Raw genomic sequence first — 18,582 nt, 5'->3', positions numbered from 1 at the left:
CCGACGGAAAAGCGGGCCGTCGAACGAACGGCGGCGCACGGTTCAGCGCTTGGCCACCGCGTCGGGCAGATCGCTCACCAGACGGATGCCGACGTCGTCGTAGCCGCGGTCGGCGGGCAGGCCGCGCGCGCCCTTGGCGCCGCGCCAGCTGCTGCCGTTGCTCAGGCGCTTGGCGCAGTGGCCGTCGCAGTCGTTGTTCCATTCCGCGACGGCACGGACCTGCTCCGGGTCGGCGGGCAGCAGTTTGGCTTCGGCGGCGTTGGGCAGGCGATAGCGACGGCCGTCCTGGGCGCTGCGCCAATGCGCGTAGGCTTCGGCATCGGCCCAGGACACGCACACGACGGGCTGGCTGCCGACCTGGGCGAAGCCCGGCGACTTCCAGTTGCGCGGCGAGAACAGCCGCAGCAGCGAACCGCGTTCGCGGCATAGCGCCATCTCGCGCCGGGTGGCGGCGGCGAAGCGGGCGTATTCGTCGCGGCTCACCGGGCCGGGCGCCGCGGCGAACGCATGGCCTTCGCCGCGCACCAGCAGCATGTCGCCGGCCTGCTTCAGGCGCTCGCCCGAGGCCGGAATCCTGTTGGCGCGCGCGGTCAGCTTGCGCAGGTCGACGCTTTCGAGGGCGCCGCTGCCCTTGGCGCCCGCCACCGCCTGCTTGCCGGCCTCGCGGTCGAAATCGGCGGCCGCGCGGTCCACGCGCGCGTCGTAGGCCTTGGCGACATCGGCGCGCAGGCGCCCGATCGCCGGGTGTCCGGGCTGCTGCAGGCGCTGCACGATCTGCGCGGCGGCGGCGACCTGCTGCCTGGCGCGGGCGTCGTCGCCCTTGCCGACGGCGCGCACCGCCTCGCGGCCGAGGGCGTCGACCAGGCGGCCGAGCGCCGGCAGCAGGGCGTCGTAGCCCGGATCGCGGCGCGATGCCGCGAGCAGGCTGTCGAAGGCGTTGCCGTTCTTCGGCGTGAGCAGGCGGCCGGCGCGGATCTGCGCGTCGGCGTCGGCCACCCAGCGCTCGGCTTCCGAGGACGGCGCGGCGCGCAGCATGGCCTGGGCGGGGTCGTTGCTCGGCGCGGCGGCAGCGGCTTCGGCGATGCCGGCCGGTGCGATTGCCGCCGCCTGCGTCGCCATCGTCGGTGCAGGCGGCGCGGCGGCCGGCGCCGTCGCGATCGCCGCGGGCGGCGCCTGCACGCCGCCGGGCGTCTCGACCGTTCCGTGCAGGAACAGCCCCAGCGCCGCGGCGATCAGCACCAGCACGCCGAACCAGCCCAGCAGCGGCATCGCGCCGAGCACGCCCGCGCCGCGGCGCAGCGCCGGGACGGCCAGGATCTCGCGCGTGACCTGGCGGTGCGGCACCTGGTCGAGGCTTTCCTGCATGTGCCGCGCGTCGCGGAAGCGCTTCAGCGGCCCCTTGGCGAGCGCGCGGTCGAAGAACTTCTGCCAGTGGCGCAGGCGGAAGGGCAGGCGCGGGATCGGGTCCTTGACGTGCATCACCGCCATCGACACCGCGTCGGCGGCGTTGTACGGCAATTCGCCGACCAGCATTTCCCAGGCCAGCACGCCCACCGCGTACAGGTCGGTACGGTGGTCGACCTCGTCGCCGCGCGCCTGCTCCGGCGCCATGTAGGCGGTGCTGCCGACGGCGAAGCCGGTGGTGGTGACGCGCGCGCCGTAGCCGCGGCGCAGGGCGATGCCGAAGTCCGCCAGCATCGGCCGGTCGGCGTCGTCGAAGAGCACGTTCTCGGCCTTCACGTCGCGATGGATGGTGCCGCGCGCGTGCGCGTAGCCGAGCGCGGACAGCAGGGCGTGCAGGATGTCGCGCACGCGCTGCGGATCCATGCCGAGCTCGCCGGCGGCGGCGATGCGCTCGCCCAGGTGGCCGCGCGAGAGATGGGGCATGGCGTAGTAGGGCAGGCCGTCGCGGGTGCGCCCGACCTCGTAGATGCCCACGATGTGTGGATGCTCGAGCCGCGCGATGGTGCGGGCCTCGTTCTCGAAGCGGCGCCGGCTGACCTCGTCGGCCAGCGCTTCGGGCAGCATCACCTTGATGGCGACCTGGCGGTCGAGCGAGACCTGGTCGGCCAGGTAGACGGTCGACATGCCGCCGCTGCCGATCACGCGCGACAGGCGATAGCCGGCGATGTCCGGCAGCGCCGGATCGCGGGTTCTGTCCTGTGGCGCCTTATGCATGCGTCCCCCTGTGTCGCCCGGCAGAATACGCGCTCCCGGCGACGGCAGGATGAATATCGGCGGCGCACGCCGCCCGGTCAGCCGGCGCCGGTTTCGCGCTTGCGCCGCACGTAGATCTGCTTGCGCACCAGCGCCACCGTCTCGCCGCTCGCATCGGTGACCGGCGTCTCGAACCAGTGCAAGGTTTTCTCGCCGCCGGCGGTCGCGGCGCGAATGGCGTCCAGCGCCGCCTCGTCGAGCGCGAAGCGCGCGGTGACCGTGCCGCGCCCGGGCTTGACGAATTCGATCGTGGCCGCCTTGTCCCAGACGATGTAGTCCCGTCCCAGCGCCTGCAGCGCCATGATCATCCAGAACGGATCGGTCATCGCGAACAGGCTGCCGCCGAAATGGGTGCCGACGTAGTTGCGGTTGTACCAGCGCTGGCGCAGCTCCACGCGCACCGCGCGCCAGCCGGGCGCGATCTCGCGCACGCGGATGCCGCTGAACAGGAACGGCGGCCACAGGTTCATGACCAGGCGGAACTTCGACGGCGACATGCGGCGGCCTCTCGCGGGAGAGATCGAGCCTACCATACGCAAAGGTATGGTTCGCGGCCGGTCAGAACAGCAGCGACGACATCCTGCGGCGATAGCGGCCGACCAGATCCTCGTCCTCGACCACGCGGAAGGCGTCGATCAGCGCCTTGCGCGGCAGGCCGTCGGCGTAGTTGCGGTCGCGGCGCAGCATCTCCAGCAATTGCTCCAGGCCCGCCTCGGCATCGCCGGCGAGGATGCGCTGCACGCCCAGCAGGTGGCGGGCGCGCAGGTCGCCGGCATCGGCGGCGATGGCCGCCTCCAGGGTCTGCGGCGGCGGAGCGTTCTCGAGCAGCGCGGCGAAGGCCAGTCGCGCGCGGGCGCGGACGGCGCGGTCGTCGGTGGCCAGGTTGGCGGGCAAGGCGTCGAGCAGCTGCTCGGCTTCGCGCGCGCCGCCGGTGCGCAACAGGGCCAGGGCGAGATCGAGCCTGTGCTCGGCCTTGTCCGGCTCGGCCTCCGCCGCCTTGCGCAGGCGCATCACCTCGGCGTGCGGATCGACCGGGGCCGGCGCGGCCTCCGCTTCCGCCGTTTCGTCCGCCGACGCCGGCTCGATGCCGTGATGGCGCAGGAATTCGCGCACCTGGCCTTCCGGCAGCGCGCCCTGGAAGCCGTCGACGATCTGCCCGTCCTTGACCAGGAAGACGGTGGGGATCGAGCGGATCTGGAAGGCCGAGGCGATCTGCGGTTCCTGCTCCGTGTCCACCTTGGCCAGCACGAAGGCACCGTGGAAATCGGCCGCGAGCTTCTCCAGGATCGGTCCCAGGCTCTTGCACGGCCCGCACCATTCGGCCCAGAAGTCGACCAGCACCGGCGTCTGCAGCGATCTGTGCAGGACCTCGGCCTCGAAGGTGGCGGTGGTGGCGTCGAAGACGCGGGCGTCGGCGGAGGCGGCGGTGTCGGGGAGCATGCGGGGGGTCCGTGGGGCGTTCGGGACCAGATTGTGCCTGTTGCGGCCGTTTCCAACCGAAGTCCGCAAGCCAGGGCCGGGCGCGGATGTCACCATACGGGCATCCAGATGCCCGGAGGACGACAGCCATGCGCCATTGCCGCGAGACCGCGCCCGGAACCGGCGGAGCGCGCGCCGCATGAGCCGTGCCGCGCTCCGGGCGGCCTGGCTGGCGGCGTCGCTGTCCGCCGCCGCGGCAATCGTGTCGGGCGCCACGCTGGCCGGCTACGCGCACGGCGTGCATCCGCTGGCCCTGCTGGGCGCGCGCGGGATCGACGGCGCGCCGGCGTTCAACCTGGCCGCCTTCGTGGTGCCGGGGCTGCTGATCGCCTTCGTGGCCTGGCGGTTGCGGCAGGCCATGCAGGCGGACGCTTCCTGGGCGCTGCGCATCGGCGCCTGGCTGGCGATGCTCTCGGCGCTCGCCTTCGCCGCGCAGGGCCTGCTGCCGCTGGACCCGGACGACCTGGAAGCGACCGGCAGCCGCCTGCACGCCTCGGCCTGGACGCTGTGGTGGGTGGCGTTCGCGGCGGGCGCGCTGTCCATCGCGGTCGGGCGCCACCGCGGCTGGCCGGGGCGCGGCGGTCCGCCGGCCTGGGCGGGCGGGCTGGCCGCGCTGGCGCTGCTGGCCCTGGTGCTGTTCGGGCCGCTGGCGATGCCGGCGGCGATCGCGCAGCGCGCCGCGTTCGCGCTCTGGTTCCTGTGGTGGATCGCGCTCGCCGCGGCGCTGGCGGGGCGCCGCTAGCTAGCGGCGCTTGTGCGCCTCGCGGACGATGCGTTTGCGCAGGATGCGCACGCTGCCCACCATCAGCAGCCGCAGATCGTTGACCAGCAGGTCGGCCAGCGCCCGGTCGGAGATGTCCTCGCCGTCGATGTCCAGGCGGAAGTCCTGGCCCTGCAGCCCGCCGCCGTTGCTGAAATCGATCTCGAAATCGAAGAGAACGCGTCTGTCTTCATGCCGCATGCCGGATCCTGCCGTCGGAGAGGCCGCATGCTGCGGCCGCGCGCCGCGCGGCACCAGCGAGCGTTTGCGAACGCCGTGTTGAGCCGGATGCGAAGCCGTCTCAGCCGTGGCGCAGCTTCAGAGCCAGGATGGTCGCGGCCAGGAAGAAGGTGACCGCGTTGGAGACGATCATCGGCCAGGAGCCCAACAGCAGGCCGTAGCCGAACCAGCAGGCGATGCCGGCGGTGAAGATCAGGTACATGGCCAGCGAGATGCCGCGCGTGTCGCGGCTGCGGATGGTCTTCAGCGCCTGCGGCACGAAGGCCACGGTGGTCAGCGTGGCCGCGACGGCGCCGAGCCAGTGCGCGTTCACTGCGCGGTCGTGGTCGCCGCCGGGCGCCGGTGGACCGCGCCGTCCTTCATCACGAAATCGACCTTGAGCACGTTGCCGATCTCGGCCACGGGGTCGCCGGGCAGGGCGATGATGTCGGCGCGCTTGCCGGCCTCGATCACGCCCTGGTCGTCGACGCCGAGCACCTCGGCGGCGCGGATCGTCGCCGCCTGCAGCGCGTAGGCGGCCGGCATGCCCGCCTCGACCATGTAGAGGAACTCGCGGGCGTTGTCGCCGTGCGGGCCGACGCCCATGTCGGTGCCGAAGGCGATCTTCACCCCGGCCTTGTAGGCCTTGGCGGCGGTGTCCTGGATCTGGGCGCCGATGCGCGCGGCCTTGGGGCGCACGATCTCGGGGTAGTAGCCGTCGATCTTCGCCTTCTCCGCGACGAAGCGGCCGGCCGACAGCGTGGGCACGTACCAGGTGCCCTTTTGCTTCATCAGCGACATCACCTCCTCGCTCATGTAGGTGCCGTGCTCGATGCTGGTCACCCCGCCCAGCACCGCGCGCTTCATGCCCTCGGTGCCGTGGGCGTGGGCGGCGACGCGGTAGCCGTAGTCCCTGGCGGTCTCGACGACGGCCTTGACCTCGTCCACGGTGAACTGCGGCGCATCGCCCGACTTGGCGTAGGACAGCACGCCGCCGGTGGCGGTGATCTTGATCACGTCGCTGCCTTCCTTGTAGCGCTGGCGCACCGCCTGGCGGGCGTCCTCGATCGAGTTGATCACGCCCTCGGTGGGGCCGGGCGGGCCGAGCAGATGGGAGAGCTCGGAGTTGTAGCCGTTGGTCGGGTCGGCATGGCCGCCGGTGGTGGCGATGGCCTTGCCGGCGGCGAAGATCCGCGGGCCGCGCACCAGTCCCTGGTTGATGGCGTCGCGCAGGTGCGGGGCCACGTCGCCGCCGAGGTCGCGCACGCTGGTGAAGCCCGCCAGCAGGGTCTTCTCGGCGTAGCCGACGCTGCGCAAGGCGAAATCCACCGGATCCAGGCGGAAGCCCTCGGAATAGCTCTGCGGGCTGGACTGCGACTCCAGGTGCACGTGCAGGTCGGTCCAGCCCGGCAGGCAGGTGCGCCCGGACAGGTCCAGGGGCTGCGCGCCGGGGAACTCGACGCGGCCGGGGCGCACCTCGGCGATCTTGCCGTCCCGCACCAGCACCGTGTGCTCGCCCAGGACGCGGCCGCCGCGGCTGTCGAACAGGCGTCCGCAGTGCAGCGCCTGCGGCGGGGGCGGCTCGGCGGGGGCGGCGGACGCCGGCAGGCAGGCCAGGGCCAGGAGCAGCGCGGAGGCGGATCGGTTCATCGGAAGTCCCTCGGGGTCGCGGGCGATGATAGCCGGCGCGTGGCGGCGAATTGTGCGCTGCGGTAGGCTTGCCGACCCTGTTCGTCCGCCTCCCAGCCGTCGCCCGTGTCCACCGAAGCCGCCGCCTACGACCCCAAAGCCGTCGAAACCGCCGCCCAGAAGTTCTGGGCCGACACCCGCGCCTACGAGGTGCGCGAGGACGCCGCGAAGCCGAAGTTCTTCTGCCTGTCGATGCTGCCCTATCCCTCGGGCGCGCTGCACGTGGGCCACGTGCGCAACTACACCATCGGCGACGTGATCAGCCGCTACCAGCGCATGACCGGCAAGAACGTGCTGCAGCCGATGGGATGGGACGCCTTCGGCCTGCCGGCCGAGAACGCCGCGATCAAGAACAACACCGCGCCGGCGAAGTGGACCTACGCCAACATCGAGCACATGCGCGCGCAGCTGCAGTCGATGGGCTATGCCATCGACTGGTCGCGCGAGTTCGCCACCTGCCGGCCCGAGTACTACGTGCACGAGCAGCGCATGTTCGTGCGCCTGATGAAGCAGGGGCTGGCCTACCGCAAGAATTCGGTGGTGAACTGGGATCCGGTCGACCAGACCGTGCTGGCCAACGAGCAGGTGATCGACGGCCGCGGCTGGCGCACCGGCGCGCTGGTGGAAAAGCGCGAGATCCCGCAGTGGTTCCTGAAGATCACCGACTACGCCCAGGAGCTGCTCGACGGCCTGGACGCGCTGCCGGGCTGGCCGGACTCGGTCAAGACCATGCAGCGCAACTGGATCGGCCGCAGCGAGGGGCTGGAGATCGAGTTCCGCGTCGACGGCGAGGACGCGCCGCTGCGCGTGTTCACCACGCGCCCGGACACGCTGATGGGCGTGACCTTCATCTCCGTGGCCGCCGAGCATCCGCTGGCCCGCAAGGCGGCGGCGGGCAATCCCGAGCTGGCCGATTTCATCGAGGACCTGCGCAAGGGCGGCGTCTCCGAGGCCGAGCTGGAGACCCAGGCCAAGCGCGGCATGGACACCGGCCTGCGCGCGATCCATCCGATCAGCGGCGAGGAAGTGCCGGTGTGGGTGGCCAACTTCGTGCTGATGGGCTACGGCACCGGCGCGGTGATGGCGGTGCCCGGGCACGACCAGCGCGACTGGGAGTTCGCCAAGGCCTACGGCCTGCCGATCCGCATGGTGGTGGTTCCGGCGCAGGTGCGCGACGCGCTGCGGGAGATCGCCTCCGACATCGGGCGCGCCCAGGATCCGATGCGCGCCGCGCTCGGCGAGAGCGCCGCCGTCGACGTCTACGACACCGGCGCCGCCGTGCAGGTGGTGGAGTCCTTCGAGCGCGCCATCCAGGAAGAGGGCGCCTACACCGAGCGCGGCTGGCTGGTGAACTCGGACGAATACAACGGCATGGACTACCGCGAGAGCTTCGACGCGCTGGCGGCGAAGTTCGAGCAGGAAGGCCGCGGCGCGCGGCGCGTCAATTTCCGCCTGCGCGACTGGGGCGTGAGCCGGCAGCGCTACTGGGGCTGCCCGATCCCGGTGATCCTGTGCCCCAGATGCGGCGACGTGCCGGTGCCGGAGGACCAGTTGCCGGTGCTGCTGCCCGAGGACGTGGCCTTCTCCGGGGTGCAGTCGCCGATCAAGGCCGATCCGGAATGGCGCAGGACCACCTGTCCGCAATGCGGCGGCGCGGCCGAGCGCGAGACCGACACCTTCGACACCTTCATGGAGTCGAGCTGGTACTACGCGCGCTACACCTCGCCCGGCGCCGGCGACATGGTCGACGCGCGCGCCCGCTACTGGCTGCCCGTGGACCAGTACATCGGCGGCATCGAGCACGCGATCCTGCACCTGATGTACTTCCGCTTCTACCACAAGCTGCTGCGCGACGCCGGCATGGTGGACAGCGACGAGCCGGCGACGAACCTGCTGACGCAGGGCATGGTGGTGGCGGAAACGTTCTATCGCGAGAGCGAGACAGGCAACAGGGAATGGTTCAACCCCGCGGACGTCGAGGTCCTGCGCGACGAACGCGCCAAGATCGTCGGCGCGGTGCTGAAGAGCGACGGCGAGCCGGTCGCGATCGGCGGCATCGAGAAGATGTCCAAGTCCAAGAACAACGGCGTCGACCCGGTGATGCTGGTGGAGGCCTACGGCGCCGACACCGTGCGCCTGTTCTCGATGTTCGCCTCGCCGCCGACCATGTCGCTGGAGTGGAGCGAGGCCGGCGTGGAGGGCATGGCGCGCTTCCTGCGCCGCTTCTGGCGCGAGGTGACCGCGCACGCCGCGCAGCCCGACCATCCCGAGGTCGATCCCGCCGCGCTGAGCCCGGTGCAGAAGGCCCTGCGCCGGCAGCTGCACGAGACCATCCAGAAGGTCGGCGACGACTATGGCCGCCGCCACAGCTTCAACACCGCCATCGCCGCGCTGATGGAGCTGCTCAACGCGGTGTCGAAATTCGACGACATGAGCGAGCAGGGCCGGGCGCTGCGCCACGAGACGCTGCAGACGATGGTGCTGCTGCTCAATCCGGTGACGCCGCACGTCAGCCATGCCCTGTGGCAGGTGCTGGGCCATCCGCAGACGGTGATCGAGGACGTGCCTTTCCCGCAGGCCGATCCCGCCGCCCTGGTGCGCGACCAGCTGACCCTGGCCGTGCAGGTGAACGGCAAGCTGCGCGGCACCATCGAGGTCGCCGCCGATGCGCCGCGCGAGCAGATCGAGGCCGCCGCCCTGGCCGAGCCCAACGCGGCCAAGTTCGTCGAGGGCAAGGCGATGCGCAAGCTGATCATCGTCCCCGGCAAGATCGTCAACATCGTGGTTGCCTGAACGCGGAATGGCGGCGGGGCGCGGTTCGCGGCGCCCCGCGCTTGCCGCCCTTAGCCGTCTCGTCCAGACTGCGCACATGAACAAAGCACGCCGGACAGCAGGCCCGATGACAGCAGCCCCGACCAGGCCCCGCCTTCTTCGCGGCGCGGCGATCGCCGTCCTCGCGCTGGTGCTGAGCGCCTGCGGCTTCCACTTGCGCAGCGCGCTGACCCTGCCGCAGGACGTCGGCCCGATCCGCGTCGTCGCCCGCAATCCCTACAGCCCGCTGGCGCAGTCGGTGGTGCAGGCGCTGGAGCGCGCCGGCGCCGACGCCACCGCCGAGGGCGCGGTCGACGGCAAGGCGGTGCTCAACATCCGCTCGGAGAAATGGGGCTCGCTGCCGATCAGCGTCGACCAGTTCGGCCGTTCGCAGGAATACACGCTGCGCTACGCGGTGGTGTTCTCCTTCACCAGGGCCGACGGCACCGTGTTCGTGCCGCAGCAGGTGGTGGAGATGGCGCGCGACTACATCTCCAGCCCGACCAACGCCACCGGCGCCGAGAGCGAGGCCGAGCTGCTGGGCAAGGAAATGCGCAAGGACATGACCGCGGCCATCCTGCGCCGCATCGACGTGGCGGCGCGTTCGCCCAGGCCGGCCACGCCGGTGGAGCCCACCGACGCGACGCTGCCCGATCCGACCGCGCCGCCTTGAGCGCGGTCCTGGATCGCGATGCCGTCCGGGGCGCGATCCGCCCGGGCGCGCGCCTCGCATGGACGCGCCTGACATGGAGCTGAGTCCCGAACGCCTGTCCGCGCAATTGCGCGCCGAGCCGCTGCGGCCGGTCTACCTGATCGCCGGGCCCGAGCCGCTGCGCGTGATCGAGGCGGCCGATGCCGTCCGCGCGCAGGCGCGCGCGCAGGGCTATGCCGAACGCGAGGTGTTCGACGCCGACGGCCGCGACTTCGACTGGAACGCGCTGTCGGCGAGCTTCCGCGCCCCCAGCCTGTTCTCCTCGCAGCGCCTGATCGAGCTGCGCCTGCCCACGGCCAAGCCCGGCAAGGAGGGCGCCGAGGTGATCGCCGACTATTGCGCCCAGCCGCCTGGCGACACCGCGCTGCTGATCACCGGCGGCGAATGGAGCCGGCAGCACGGCGGCAAGTGGAGCGAGGCGGTCGCCCGCGCCGGCCATCTGGTGGTCGCCTGGGCGGTGAAGCCGCACGAGATGACCGATTGGGTGGAGGGCCGGCTGCGCAGCCGCGGCGTGCATGCCGACCGCGACGCCGTGCAGCGGCTGGTGGCGCGCGTGGAAGGCAATCTGCTGGCCGCCGCGCAGGAAATCGACAAGCTGGCCCTGCTCGCCGACGGCCAGCCGTTGGACGCCGCGCGCATGGAGGCGCTGGTCGCCGATGCCGCGCGCTTCGACGTCTTCCGCCTGGTCGACGCCACCCTGAACGGACAGGCCGCGCAGGTCTCGCGCATGCTCGCCGGGTTGCGCGCCGAGGGCGAGGCGGTGCCGGCGCTGATGGGCATGGTGGTACGCGAGCTGCAGCTGGCGGCCGCGCTGGCGCGCGTGCAGGCCCGTGGCGGCAACCTGGCCGCCGAATTCAAGGCGCAGCGGGTCTGGGATTCCAAGCAGGCCGTCTACCGGCGCGCGCTGCAGCGCCATGCCGCGCCGCGCTGGGAGCGCTTCGTCGCCGAGGCCGGCCGCATCGACCGCATGAGCAAGGGCAGGGCGGCGGGCGATCCCTGGCAGGCGCTCGAACGCCTGCTGCTGGCCGTCAGCGAAGCCAAGGCCCTGCCGCTGCTGTCGTGAGCCTGCGCGTCTACTATGGCGGCACCTTCGACCCGGTGCACAACGGCCACCTGGCGATCGCGCGCGCAGCGCGCGACGCGCTCCACCGCACGATCCGCCTGATGCCCGCCGCCGACCCGCCGCACCGGCCGCCGCCGGGCGCGACGGCGGCGCAGCGCGTGGCGATGCTGGATCTCGCCGTCGCCGGAGAACCGGGACTGCGCGTGGACCGCCGCGAACTCGAGCGCGCCGGCCGCAGCTATACCATCGACACCTTGCGCGCCCTGCGCGATGAATACGGCGCGCAGGCGCCGTTGGCGCTGCTGGTCGGCGCCGACAGCTTCCTGGCCCTGCCGAGCTGGAAGGACTGGCGCCAATTGTTCTCGGAGGCGCATTTCGTGGTCGCCGAACGGCCCGGCAGCCCCCTCGACGCCGGCCTGCCGCCGGAACTGGCCGCCGCCGTCGCCGGACGCTGGGCGGACGCCGCCGCCGAGCTCGAGGCCGCCCCGGCCGGCCGCGTCCTGCGCCTGCGCCAGCCCCTGCACGAGGCCTCGGCCACCGGCATCCGCGACCTGATCGCCGCAGGCGGGCCCTGGCGCGAGCGCTTGCCCGCGCCGGTGGCCGATTACATCGCCCTGAACGGCCTGTACGGAAGCAGGGTCCTGTAACCGTCTTCGCTATAATCCATCTGCAGTCCCACGAGCCCGTGCCCTTGACCAGTCCCGCCCAAGTCATCAAAACCCGTCTTCCGAATCCGCCGCCGCCGGCCGACGTTCTGCTCAAGGCCGTCAGCGACGCCGTCGAGAACCTCAAAGCCCAGGATGTCGTCGAGATCGACGTCCGCGGCAAGACCAGCGTATGCGACTTCATGGTCGTGGCTTCCGGTACTTCGTCGCGGCACGTCAAATCGATCGCCGATGAGGTGGTCAAGCACGCCAAGCAGCTCGATTGCCAGCCCTTGGGCGTGGAAGGCGAGCGCGAGGCCGAGTGGGTGCTGGTCGACCTGGGCGATGTCGTCGTCCACGTCATGCTGCCGCGCGTGCGCGAGTTCTATGCGCTGGAGCGGCTGTGGACCGTCGGCGACCAGCCGCCGGAAGCCGTGGAACCCGAGGGCGCCGCGGGCCGCTGATCCGACCCGCGCGGCCGCGCCAGGCGGCGAACGGCTCCCGTTCGCTGCGGCGCTAACATGGCGCCCATGAAAGCTCGCCTCATCGCCGTCGGCGAACATGCGCCGGCCTGGGTGGCCGAAGGCTTCGCCGAATACCGCAAGCGCCTGTCGCACTGGCTGCCGCTCGACCTGGTCGAGGTCGCGCCGGGCCTGCGCGGCAAGAACCGCGACATCGTCCGTGCCGCCCAGGACGAAGGCGCGCGCGTGCTCGCCGCCTTGCCGAAGCAGGCGCATGTCGTCGTTCTCGACGGGCGCGGCACGTCGCATTCCTCCGAGCAGCTGGCGCGCCGGCTCGAACACTGGCGCGGGCAGGGCCGCGACCTGGCCTTCCTGATCGGCGGACCGGAAGGCCATGCCGACGAGGTGCTCGCCCGCGGCGACGAGCGCTGGTCGCTGGGCCCGCTCACCCTGCCGCACATGCTGGTGCGGCTCGTACTGGCCGAGCAGCTGTACCGCGCGGCGGCGCTGCTGGCCAACCATCCCTACCATCGCGCCTGACGCGGCTTCGGCGCGCGGCGGTGCGCGCTGTCCGGCCCGCCGAAAACGACAGAGCCCGCCGGAAGGCGGGCTCTGCGGCGGCGACGGCGAGTCGCGCTCGCGGCACTACATGCTGAACTCGATCGGCACGATGCCGATGGCCTGGACGGCCTGTCCGTTCTTCATCGCCGGACGGAACGTCCAGCGACTCAGCACTTGGCGCCGGGCGATGTCATCCAGTTCGCGATGGCCGCTCGACTTGTGGATCTTCACTTCGAGCGGCTTGCCGTTCGTGTCCACCAGCACCTCCAGGTATACCGTGCCCTGCAGGCCGGCCATGAGCGCCGCGCGCGAATAGCGAGGCGCCGGCGCGTCGCGGTATTCGAGCTGCACGCCGGTGACCGGACCGGCGGGTTCGATGCTCGGGGTCGGTTCGACGGCGGGGGCCACGGGAGTCGCGGGCAAGGCGCCGAACGGATCGATCAGTTCTTCGGCCGGTGCGGGCGCGGCGGTGGGCTTCGGAGGAGTGATCGGCGCCGGTATCGCCCGCGGCTGCGGCTTGACCACTTCCGCCTTCTCCGGCTTGGGCGGAGAAGGGGGTTTCTCAATCGGCGGCAGTGGGTAGTAGGGAGGGAAGATCTCGATAGACGGAGCCGGCAGCGGCCGGGACATCGGCATCAACAGCAACATCACCACCGCGATGTTCAGCGCGATGGCGCCGGCGACGCCGACGATGCGCGAGGCTTCGAGCTTGCCTTGCGGAAACCTGAAAAAAGACGAATGAGCGTGTTGCAGCACCATGACCCACCTCCGTTGGTTGCACAGCACCATCGATAACGCGCGTCGCTCATATCCGGGGTTAAGGCCCTGTGACGGGGGCGCCGCGGCAGCCTCAAATTGCGCTTTCCCTTGCTGCGGCGCAAGAGGGAGGAGGGGCCGCTTGCAGGGCGTTTCCGAGCCCAATTCCCGATCGCACGCAGGCCGGCGAACTCGTGCCCATGACAGGTCTTCCAACTTATTGTTTTTGCTGGGATTCCTGGCGGCTCCAAACCATGGCCCGGCGTATGGCCGGCAGCACCAGGCGTAATCGCGGTCACACTCAACCTGAACGGCGGTCCCCAGCGCCGCCGAGGGTTTAAATATTGTTAAAACCCCTCTAGTATCGGCTGCTGGGTAGGCCGGGCCAGGCTAGGTCCGGCAAAAGTTAGGATCGCCCAAGCGGGGAGCAAACAATTTTTATTTCATTCTTTGGAGAGAGAGATGAACTTCAGAAGTAATGGTCTGCGCGACGCCATCGCGCTGGCCCTGACGGGCGCGGCCGTCTTCGCCGGCGCCGCGAACGCCCAGGAAGAGCCCAAGACCCTCGACCGCATCGAGGTGACCGGCTCCAACATTCCGCGTACCGATACCGAAACCGCTTCGCCGGTGCAGGTGATCACGCGCCAGGAAATCGATCGCACCGGCAAGACCACGGTCGCCGAGTACCTGCAGACGCTGACCATGGACGGCGCGGGTTCGATTCCCAAGACCTTCGGCAACGGCTTCGCCAGCGGCTCGGCGGGCATCTCGCTGCGCGGCCTGGGCGCCGGTTCGACGCTGGTGCTGCTCAACGGCCGCCGCATGGCGCCGTTCGGCCTCGCCGACGACGGCCAGAAGGTGTTCACCGACCTCAGCACCATCCCGCTGGAAGTCGTCGAGCGCGTCGAAGTCCTGAAGGACGGCGCCTCCTCGATCTACGGCTCCGACGCCATCGCCGGCGTGGTCAACATCATCCTGCGCCGCGACTTCACCGGCGCGATCGTCAAGGGCACCTACGGCATCTCCGGCGAAGGCGACGGCGACGACCGCAAGGGCTCGCTGACCCTGGGCACGGGCGATCTGGCCACCGACGGCTACAACTTCTTCGTCAACGTCGAAGGCGGCAAGACCGACGGCATCAAGGTCAGGGAGCGCCGTGACCGCAAGTGGATCGGCACCGGCGACATCCGCCGCTGGGGCTACGACATCACCCAGTTCAACGGCATCGCCGGCTTCGGCGGCCCGATCGCGGGCTCCTCGCAGCTGGGTAACGTGCGCGTCAACGGGCTGTACATGTCTCTCACGCCCGACAAGTGCAAGCCGCTGCCCGGTGGCGGACCGCAGAATCCGGACGTGCTGAACCAGGGCTGCTTGTGGGATACCACGGATTTCAGCAGCCTCACCCCGACGCAGAGCTACGTGAACATCTTCTCGCGCGGCACGTTCGCCATCTCCGACAATGCGGAGCTCTATACCGAGTTCGGCTACTCGAAGAAGAAGAGCAGCTTCACCACCACGCCGTCGGGCGTGTCGGGTACCTGGGGCTATCCGGGCGGCGTCGTCAACGCCAGCTCGGGTCCCGGCCAGGTCGTGATCGGTGCGGACCATCCGGACAACACCTTCGGCGTGGAAGGCCGCCTGCGCTATTCCGCATGGGATGTCGGTCCGCGCGCCATCACCACCGACAACGACTTCTCGCGCTTCCTCGTCGGCGTCAAGGGCACGGCGGGCCAGTGGGACTACGACGTGGCCTACCTGCATTCGCAGACCAGCCTCGACAGCAGCCGCAAGGGCTTCCTGCTCTATGATCGCGTCCGTCAGGTGCTGACCGACGGCGACAACAGCCCGGTCGGCTGGTGGCGCATCGGCGCCAATGCCGGTCTGAACTCCCAGGCCCTGTACGACTACATCTCGCCGACCATCGGCACGCACGCCAGCACCCAGCTCGACGTGTTCGACGCGAAGGTCTCCAGGGCGCTCGGCGACCTGCGCGGCGGCGCTTTGGGCCTGGCTGTCGGTTTCGAATATCGTCGCCAGTCGGCCAAGCTGGATCCGACCACGTATACCGATACCGGCAACATCATCGGTCTGGGCTACTCCGCCTACGACGGCAAGGAAGAAGTGGCCAGCGCGTACGCCGAACTGGTCGCTCCGGTCCTCGAGTCGCTGGAACTCACCGGCGCGGTCCGCGTGGACAAGTACAAGCACGGCGAAACCTCCACCACGCCGAAGCTCGGCATCAAGTGGAAGCCGCTCGACTGGCTGGCCCTGCGCGGCACCTACGCGGAAGGCTTCCGCGCGCCGAACCCGGCGGAAACGGCGGGCGTTTCGGTGGGCTTCGCGACGGCTCCGGACCCGGTCCGCTGCGCGCTGACCACCGTCAACTGCAATGTGACCGTCGCGTTCATCGGTTCGCCGAACCCCAACCTGAAGCCCGAGGAGTCCAAGAGCTACACGGTTGGCCTGGTGCTCGATCCGACCCCGAACACCTCGATCACTCTCGACGCGTGGAAGATCAAGCGCACCAACGAGATCATCCAGGACTCGCTCGATACCGCGCTGTCCAAGGGCAACGACATCCGCAGCGATGACCTGGTGAACGGCATTCCGGGCACGGGTACCCTGCTGGCGGTGCTGGCTCCCTACGGCAACGCGTCCTCGACGATCGTCCGCGGTATCGATTTCGACGCTCGCCACAGCTTCGACTTCGAAAGCGCCGGCAAGCTGACGCTGGACCTGCAGTGGAGCCACATGAACTCGTTCGAGCAGACCGAGGAAGGCGGCCTCAAGCACCAGTACGCCGGCACGCACGGCAACTGCAACGTGACCAACTGCATCGGCATGCCGAAGGATCGCATCAACTTCGGCGCGACCTATGCCCAGGACACGTGGAGCATCAGCGGCGTCGTCAACTACATCGGCAAGATCGACAACACCTTCGAGGAGTACGTCTTCGAGCAGGTCGATCCCGATCAGGATCCGGGCCCGGCCAACCCGATCGTCAAGAAGGATGCGCCGTGCGCGGCTCATTTCGCCGACGGTCGCGACGCCCCCGGCGGCTGCGAAATCAAGGCTTTCTACACCTTCGACCTGTCCGGTCGCTGGAACCCGACCGAGGCCTGGGAAGTCTTCGGCTCGGTGCAGAACGTCACCGACAAGATCGCTCCGCTCGACCCGACCACGTACGGCGGCCGCAACTACAACCCGCTGCACTCCAGCGGCGCGATCGGCCGTTACTACACGGTGGGCGTGAAGTACACCTTCAAGTAAGTCGATTGTTGTAAGTTGTAATCAGGCGGGCCCGAAAGGGCCCGCTTTTTTGTGCCTGCGTATTCAGAAAATCATTCTTGAGTCTTGAGATGGCCGGGTGATCTAATCTTGAAGTCGAGTCGATATTTTTGTTGTGGCTAAGGGAGTAGGGGATGAAAATCTATGCTTGGGGGCTGCTTTCTTGGGCGGCTGTGCATGCGTCTGTTGCAATGGCGCAGGAAGGGATTTTTCCCTTTCAGGAGTATGAGAAAAGTGTTTCAGCGGCTCGAAAAATATCCCCCCTTGGCGAGGCGCCTTTTGGAGAAAAAATCTCCATGTTCACCGGTGCGGTAGAGTTTGTAGTCAATGATGTAAGTATTCCAGGAAACAATTCTTTGTCTGTTGCGGTTGGTCGGCGGTTTTTAATTGATGATCGCGGTCCAGAGACTTATCAGTCGAAAGAGAGGAATGATTGGTTCTTGGGCGGCTTCGCTGATTGGGACATAGAGATTCCCTACATTGAAACTACCGTGTCCGAGCAAGGTTGGATAGTTGACGACCTTAACCCTGGCAGGCGATGTGGCGCCGCCAAAGGCCCTACCGCCAATATCCCAAACTTTTATCCCTATCAATTTACAACGGGGATTGGCCTGCATATCCCAGGACGTGGAGGTGGCAAGATCGTCGTAACGGATCCTGCGAACTCACTGCCTTCCGATGGGAACAGTTATCCATGGATTACTGCAGGACGAATAATGTTGAGATGCTTGTCGCAGACGAAGAATGGATACCCGGGTGAAGGTTTCGTCGCTCTAACGCCAAATGGCGAGAAATACTATTTGGATTGGGGTGTGGAAAGAGGGGCGTCTTCAATTAAAACGATGGTTGGCGCGCCAGGCAATCAACGCACTGCATATGCCGTAAGAAAACGAGTGTACTTATTGGCCAGTCGCGCGGAAGATCGTTTTGGAAACTGGGTTAATTACAGCTACACGGACAATCAGTTGTCGGGCATTGCGTCGAGCGACGGAAGATCGATTTCAATTTCGTATATAAATGGAAATGTTTCGCAAGTAACGGCGAATGGGCGTGTATTTCTATACGAGTACGCGGCTGCCACGAGTACGGATGATGGCGGGCTTCGTATGGTTACCCTTCCTGCAGGAGAGCGATGGTATTATTTCAAATCCGGGCGGTTGCGCTTTTCGCGCGGAGTCGCTCCGGAAGAGCCGGGCGAGTGCGGTTCTGTTTTGCCGCCAACAACGCCGTTCGTCTATTCTGTGATCAATCCTTCTGGATTGACTGCTCAATTCTCTTTTACCAAAAGCGTTCTGTCTCGATATACGGAAAGCACGGTTCCCGATTGCGATTCGTCCCGGGCTCCGTCTTACTTTGAGGTTTGGGGGCTAACCAGCAAGACGATATCAGGCCCTGGAATCAATCAACAAGTAACGTCATATTCGATTTACCCTTATTCTGGTCTCGCTGAGAAATGGAATGAGATTGTTCATCCGGACGGTTCTAAAGCCAGATATCGGTACGGAACAAGATATCATTTAGAAGGGAGTTCCACGCCTATAAATGAAGGATTGTTGTTCGAAGAGCAGGTTCTTTCATTTGATGGGGCATTGGTAAGTAAAAAAACAACTGATTATCAAAATGTGCCTGGGCAGCAGACACCATTTCTCAGAAAAATTGGGGTGCCGCTGAAAGTAAATGATGCGGATGCTTACCTGATCAGGCCTATCAAGAGTGTCAAGTTGGACCAAGATGGGGCCTCATTTAGTTACGCTGTCTCCAGCTTTGATGGGTTTGCCCGTCCCTTGAGCGTGACCAAGTCGAGCACGCTGGGCCACAGCCGCACCGAGGCGACGACCTATTCGGACAACCTGTCCAAGTGGGTGCTGGGCCAGGTCAAGACGGTGACCTGCACCGCGCCGGCCAGCTGCGCCGGCCAGGTG

Annotated in this window: 15 protein-coding genes and 1 pseudogene; 9 read left to right on the top strand and 7 right to left on the bottom strand. The window is 68.2% G+C overall.

Translation table 11 applies throughout. The features are described 5' to 3' along the window. Positions 1-42: 42 nt before the first annotated feature. The 3 genes from MD221_RS16755 to trxA all read right to left on the bottom strand — a co-directional run bounded on the left by MD221_RS16755 (position 43) and on the right by trxA (position 3,657). A complete protein-coding gene (locus MD221_RS16755; protein ID WP_242113140.1) occupies positions 43-2,178 on the bottom strand; it encodes a bifunctional serine/threonine-protein kinase/formylglycine-generating enzyme family protein in 2,136 nt (711 codons plus the stop codon). Between the two features lie 77 nt (positions 2,179-2,255). Next, positions 2,256-2,714: a DUF4442 domain-containing protein gene (locus MD221_RS16750; protein ID WP_242113139.1), complete on the bottom strand. Its 459-nt coding sequence runs from the start codon at positions 2,712-2,714 to the stop codon at positions 2,256-2,258. A 61-nt stretch (positions 2,715-2,775) separates the two neighbouring features. Next, on the bottom strand, positions 2,776-3,657 hold the full coding sequence (gene trxA, locus MD221_RS16745) for a thioredoxin (protein WP_242113138.1): 882 nt from the start codon (positions 3,655-3,657) through the stop codon (positions 2,776-2,778). A gap of 178 nt (positions 3,658-3,835) precedes the next feature. On the opposite strand from trxA, the gene MD221_RS16740 reads away from it, so the two are divergent. Then, complete coding sequence (locus MD221_RS16740) at positions 3,836-4,438, top strand: DUF998 domain-containing protein (RefSeq protein WP_242113136.1); 603 nt, start codon at positions 3,836-3,838, stop codon at positions 4,436-4,438. On the opposite strand, the gene MD221_RS16735 is transcribed toward MD221_RS16740, so the two are convergent. The 3 genes from MD221_RS16735 to MD221_RS16725 all read right to left on the bottom strand — a co-directional run bounded on the left by MD221_RS16735 (position 4,439) and on the right by MD221_RS16725 (position 6,325). Beyond that, positions 4,439-4,657: a cyclase gene (locus MD221_RS16735; protein WP_242113134.1), complete on the bottom strand. Its 219-nt coding sequence runs from the start codon at positions 4,655-4,657 to the stop codon at positions 4,439-4,441. Between the two features lie 100 nt (positions 4,658-4,757). Next, positions 4,758-5,009, bottom strand: coding sequence for a SemiSWEET transporter (locus MD221_RS16730; RefSeq protein WP_242113133.1), 252 nt, complete (start codon positions 5,007-5,009; stop codon positions 4,758-4,760). Then, complete coding sequence (locus MD221_RS16725; RefSeq protein ID WP_242113132.1) at positions 5,006-6,325, bottom strand: metal-dependent hydrolase family protein; 1,320 nt, start codon at positions 6,323-6,325, stop codon at positions 5,006-5,008. The genes MD221_RS16730 and MD221_RS16725 overlap by 4 nt, the downstream gene beginning before the upstream one ends. 105 nt (positions 6,326-6,430) lie before the next feature. Here MD221_RS16725 and leuS point away from each other — a divergent pair, with 105 nt between their 5' ends. The 6 genes from leuS (at position 6,431) to rlmH (ending at position 12,595) form a co-directional block, all read left to right on the top strand. Beyond that, a complete protein-coding gene (gene leuS / locus MD221_RS16720; RefSeq protein WP_242113131.1) occupies positions 6,431-9,157 on the top strand; it encodes a leucine--tRNA ligase in 2,727 nt (908 codons plus the stop codon). Positions 9,158-9,263: 106 nt separating this feature from the next. Beyond that, positions 9,264-9,848: an LPS-assembly lipoprotein LptE gene (locus MD221_RS16715; protein WP_242113130.1), complete on the top strand. Its 585-nt coding sequence runs from the start codon at positions 9,264-9,266 to the stop codon at positions 9,846-9,848. Positions 9,849-9,921: 73 nt separating this feature from the next. Further along, positions 9,922-10,950, top strand: a complete 1,029-nt coding sequence (gene holA, locus MD221_RS16710) for a DNA polymerase III subunit delta (protein WP_242113129.1) — start codon at positions 9,922-9,924, stop codon at positions 10,948-10,950. Beyond that, on the top strand, positions 10,947-11,597 hold the full coding sequence (nadD, locus tag MD221_RS16705) for a nicotinate-nucleotide adenylyltransferase (RefSeq protein ID WP_242113128.1): 651 nt from the start codon (positions 10,947-10,949) through the stop codon (positions 11,595-11,597). The genes holA and nadD overlap by 4 nt, the downstream gene beginning before the upstream one ends. Before the next feature lie 44 nt (positions 11,598-11,641). Beyond that, entirely contained in the window at positions 11,642-12,058 is a 417-nt protein-coding gene (gene rsfS / locus MD221_RS16700) for a ribosome silencing factor (RefSeq protein WP_242113126.1), read from the top strand. Between the two features lie 66 nt (positions 12,059-12,124). Further along, positions 12,125-12,595 carry a 23S rRNA (pseudouridine(1915)-N(3))-methyltransferase RlmH gene (gene rlmH / locus MD221_RS16695; RefSeq protein ID WP_242113124.1) on the top strand — a complete coding sequence of 157 codons (471 nt, stop codon included), beginning with the start codon at positions 12,125-12,127 and terminating at the stop codon, positions 12,593-12,595. Between the two features lie 105 nt (positions 12,596-12,700). On the opposite strand, the gene MD221_RS16690 is transcribed toward rlmH, so the two are convergent. Beyond that, on the bottom strand, positions 12,701-13,375 hold the full coding sequence (locus MD221_RS16690; RefSeq protein WP_242113122.1) for an energy transducer TonB: 675 nt from the start codon (positions 13,373-13,375) through the stop codon (positions 12,701-12,703). Positions 13,376-13,834: 459 nt separating this feature from the next. Here MD221_RS16690 and MD221_RS16685 point away from each other — a divergent pair, with 459 nt between their 5' ends. Both MD221_RS16685 and MD221_RS16680 read left to right on the top strand, forming a co-directional pair. Beyond that, entirely contained in the window at positions 13,835-16,642 is a 2,808-nt protein-coding gene (locus MD221_RS16685; RefSeq protein ID WP_242113121.1) for a TonB-dependent receptor, read from the top strand. Between the two features lie 152 nt (positions 16,643-16,794). Then, positions 16,795-18,582: pseudogene (locus MD221_RS16680) on the top strand (hypothetical protein); the annotation flags it as partial.

The organism is Luteimonas aquatica (assembly GCF_022662575.1).
GTDB lineage: Bacteria > Pseudomonadota > Gammaproteobacteria > Xanthomonadales > Xanthomonadaceae > Luteimonas > Luteimonas aquatica.
This window is presented reverse-complemented; position numbering and strand designations above follow the sequence as displayed.

Coding starts and splice junctions, on each gene's coding strand:
- MD221_RS16740 (WP_242113136.1), top strand. CDS start 3,836: ATGAGCCGTGCCGCGCTCCGGGCGGCCTGGCTGGCGGCGTCGCTGTCC.
- MD221_RS16750 (WP_242113139.1), bottom strand. CDS start 2,714: ATGTCGCCGTCGAAGTTCCGCCTGGTCATGAACCTGTGGCCGCCGTTC.
- MD221_RS16735 (WP_242113134.1), bottom strand. CDS start 4,657: ATGCGGCATGAAGACAGACGCGTTCTCTTCGATTTCGAGATCGATTTC.
- rlmH (WP_242113124.1), top strand. CDS start 12,125: ATGAAAGCTCGCCTCATCGCCGTCGGCGAACATGCGCCGGCCTGGGTG.
- MD221_RS16715 (WP_242113130.1), top strand. CDS start 9,264: ATGACAGCAGCCCCGACCAGGCCCCGCCTTCTTCGCGGCGCGGCGATC.
- MD221_RS16725 (WP_242113132.1), bottom strand. CDS start 6,325: ATGAACCGATCCGCCTCCGCGCTGCTCCTGGCCCTGGCCTGCCTGCCG.
- MD221_RS16755 (WP_242113140.1), bottom strand. CDS start 2,178: ATGCATAAGGCGCCACAGGACAGAACCCGCGATCCGGCGCTGCCGGAC.
- MD221_RS16690 (WP_242113122.1), bottom strand. CDS start 13,375: ATGGTGCTGCAACACGCTCATTCGTCTTTTTTCAGGTTTCCGCAAGGC.
- holA (WP_242113129.1), top strand. CDS start 9,922: ATGGAGCTGAGTCCCGAACGCCTGTCCGCGCAATTGCGCGCCGAGCCG.
- trxA (WP_242113138.1), bottom strand. CDS start 3,657: ATGCTCCCCGACACCGCCGCCTCCGCCGACGCCCGCGTCTTCGACGCC.
- MD221_RS16685 (WP_242113121.1), top strand. CDS start 13,835: ATGAACTTCAGAAGTAATGGTCTGCGCGACGCCATCGCGCTGGCCCTG.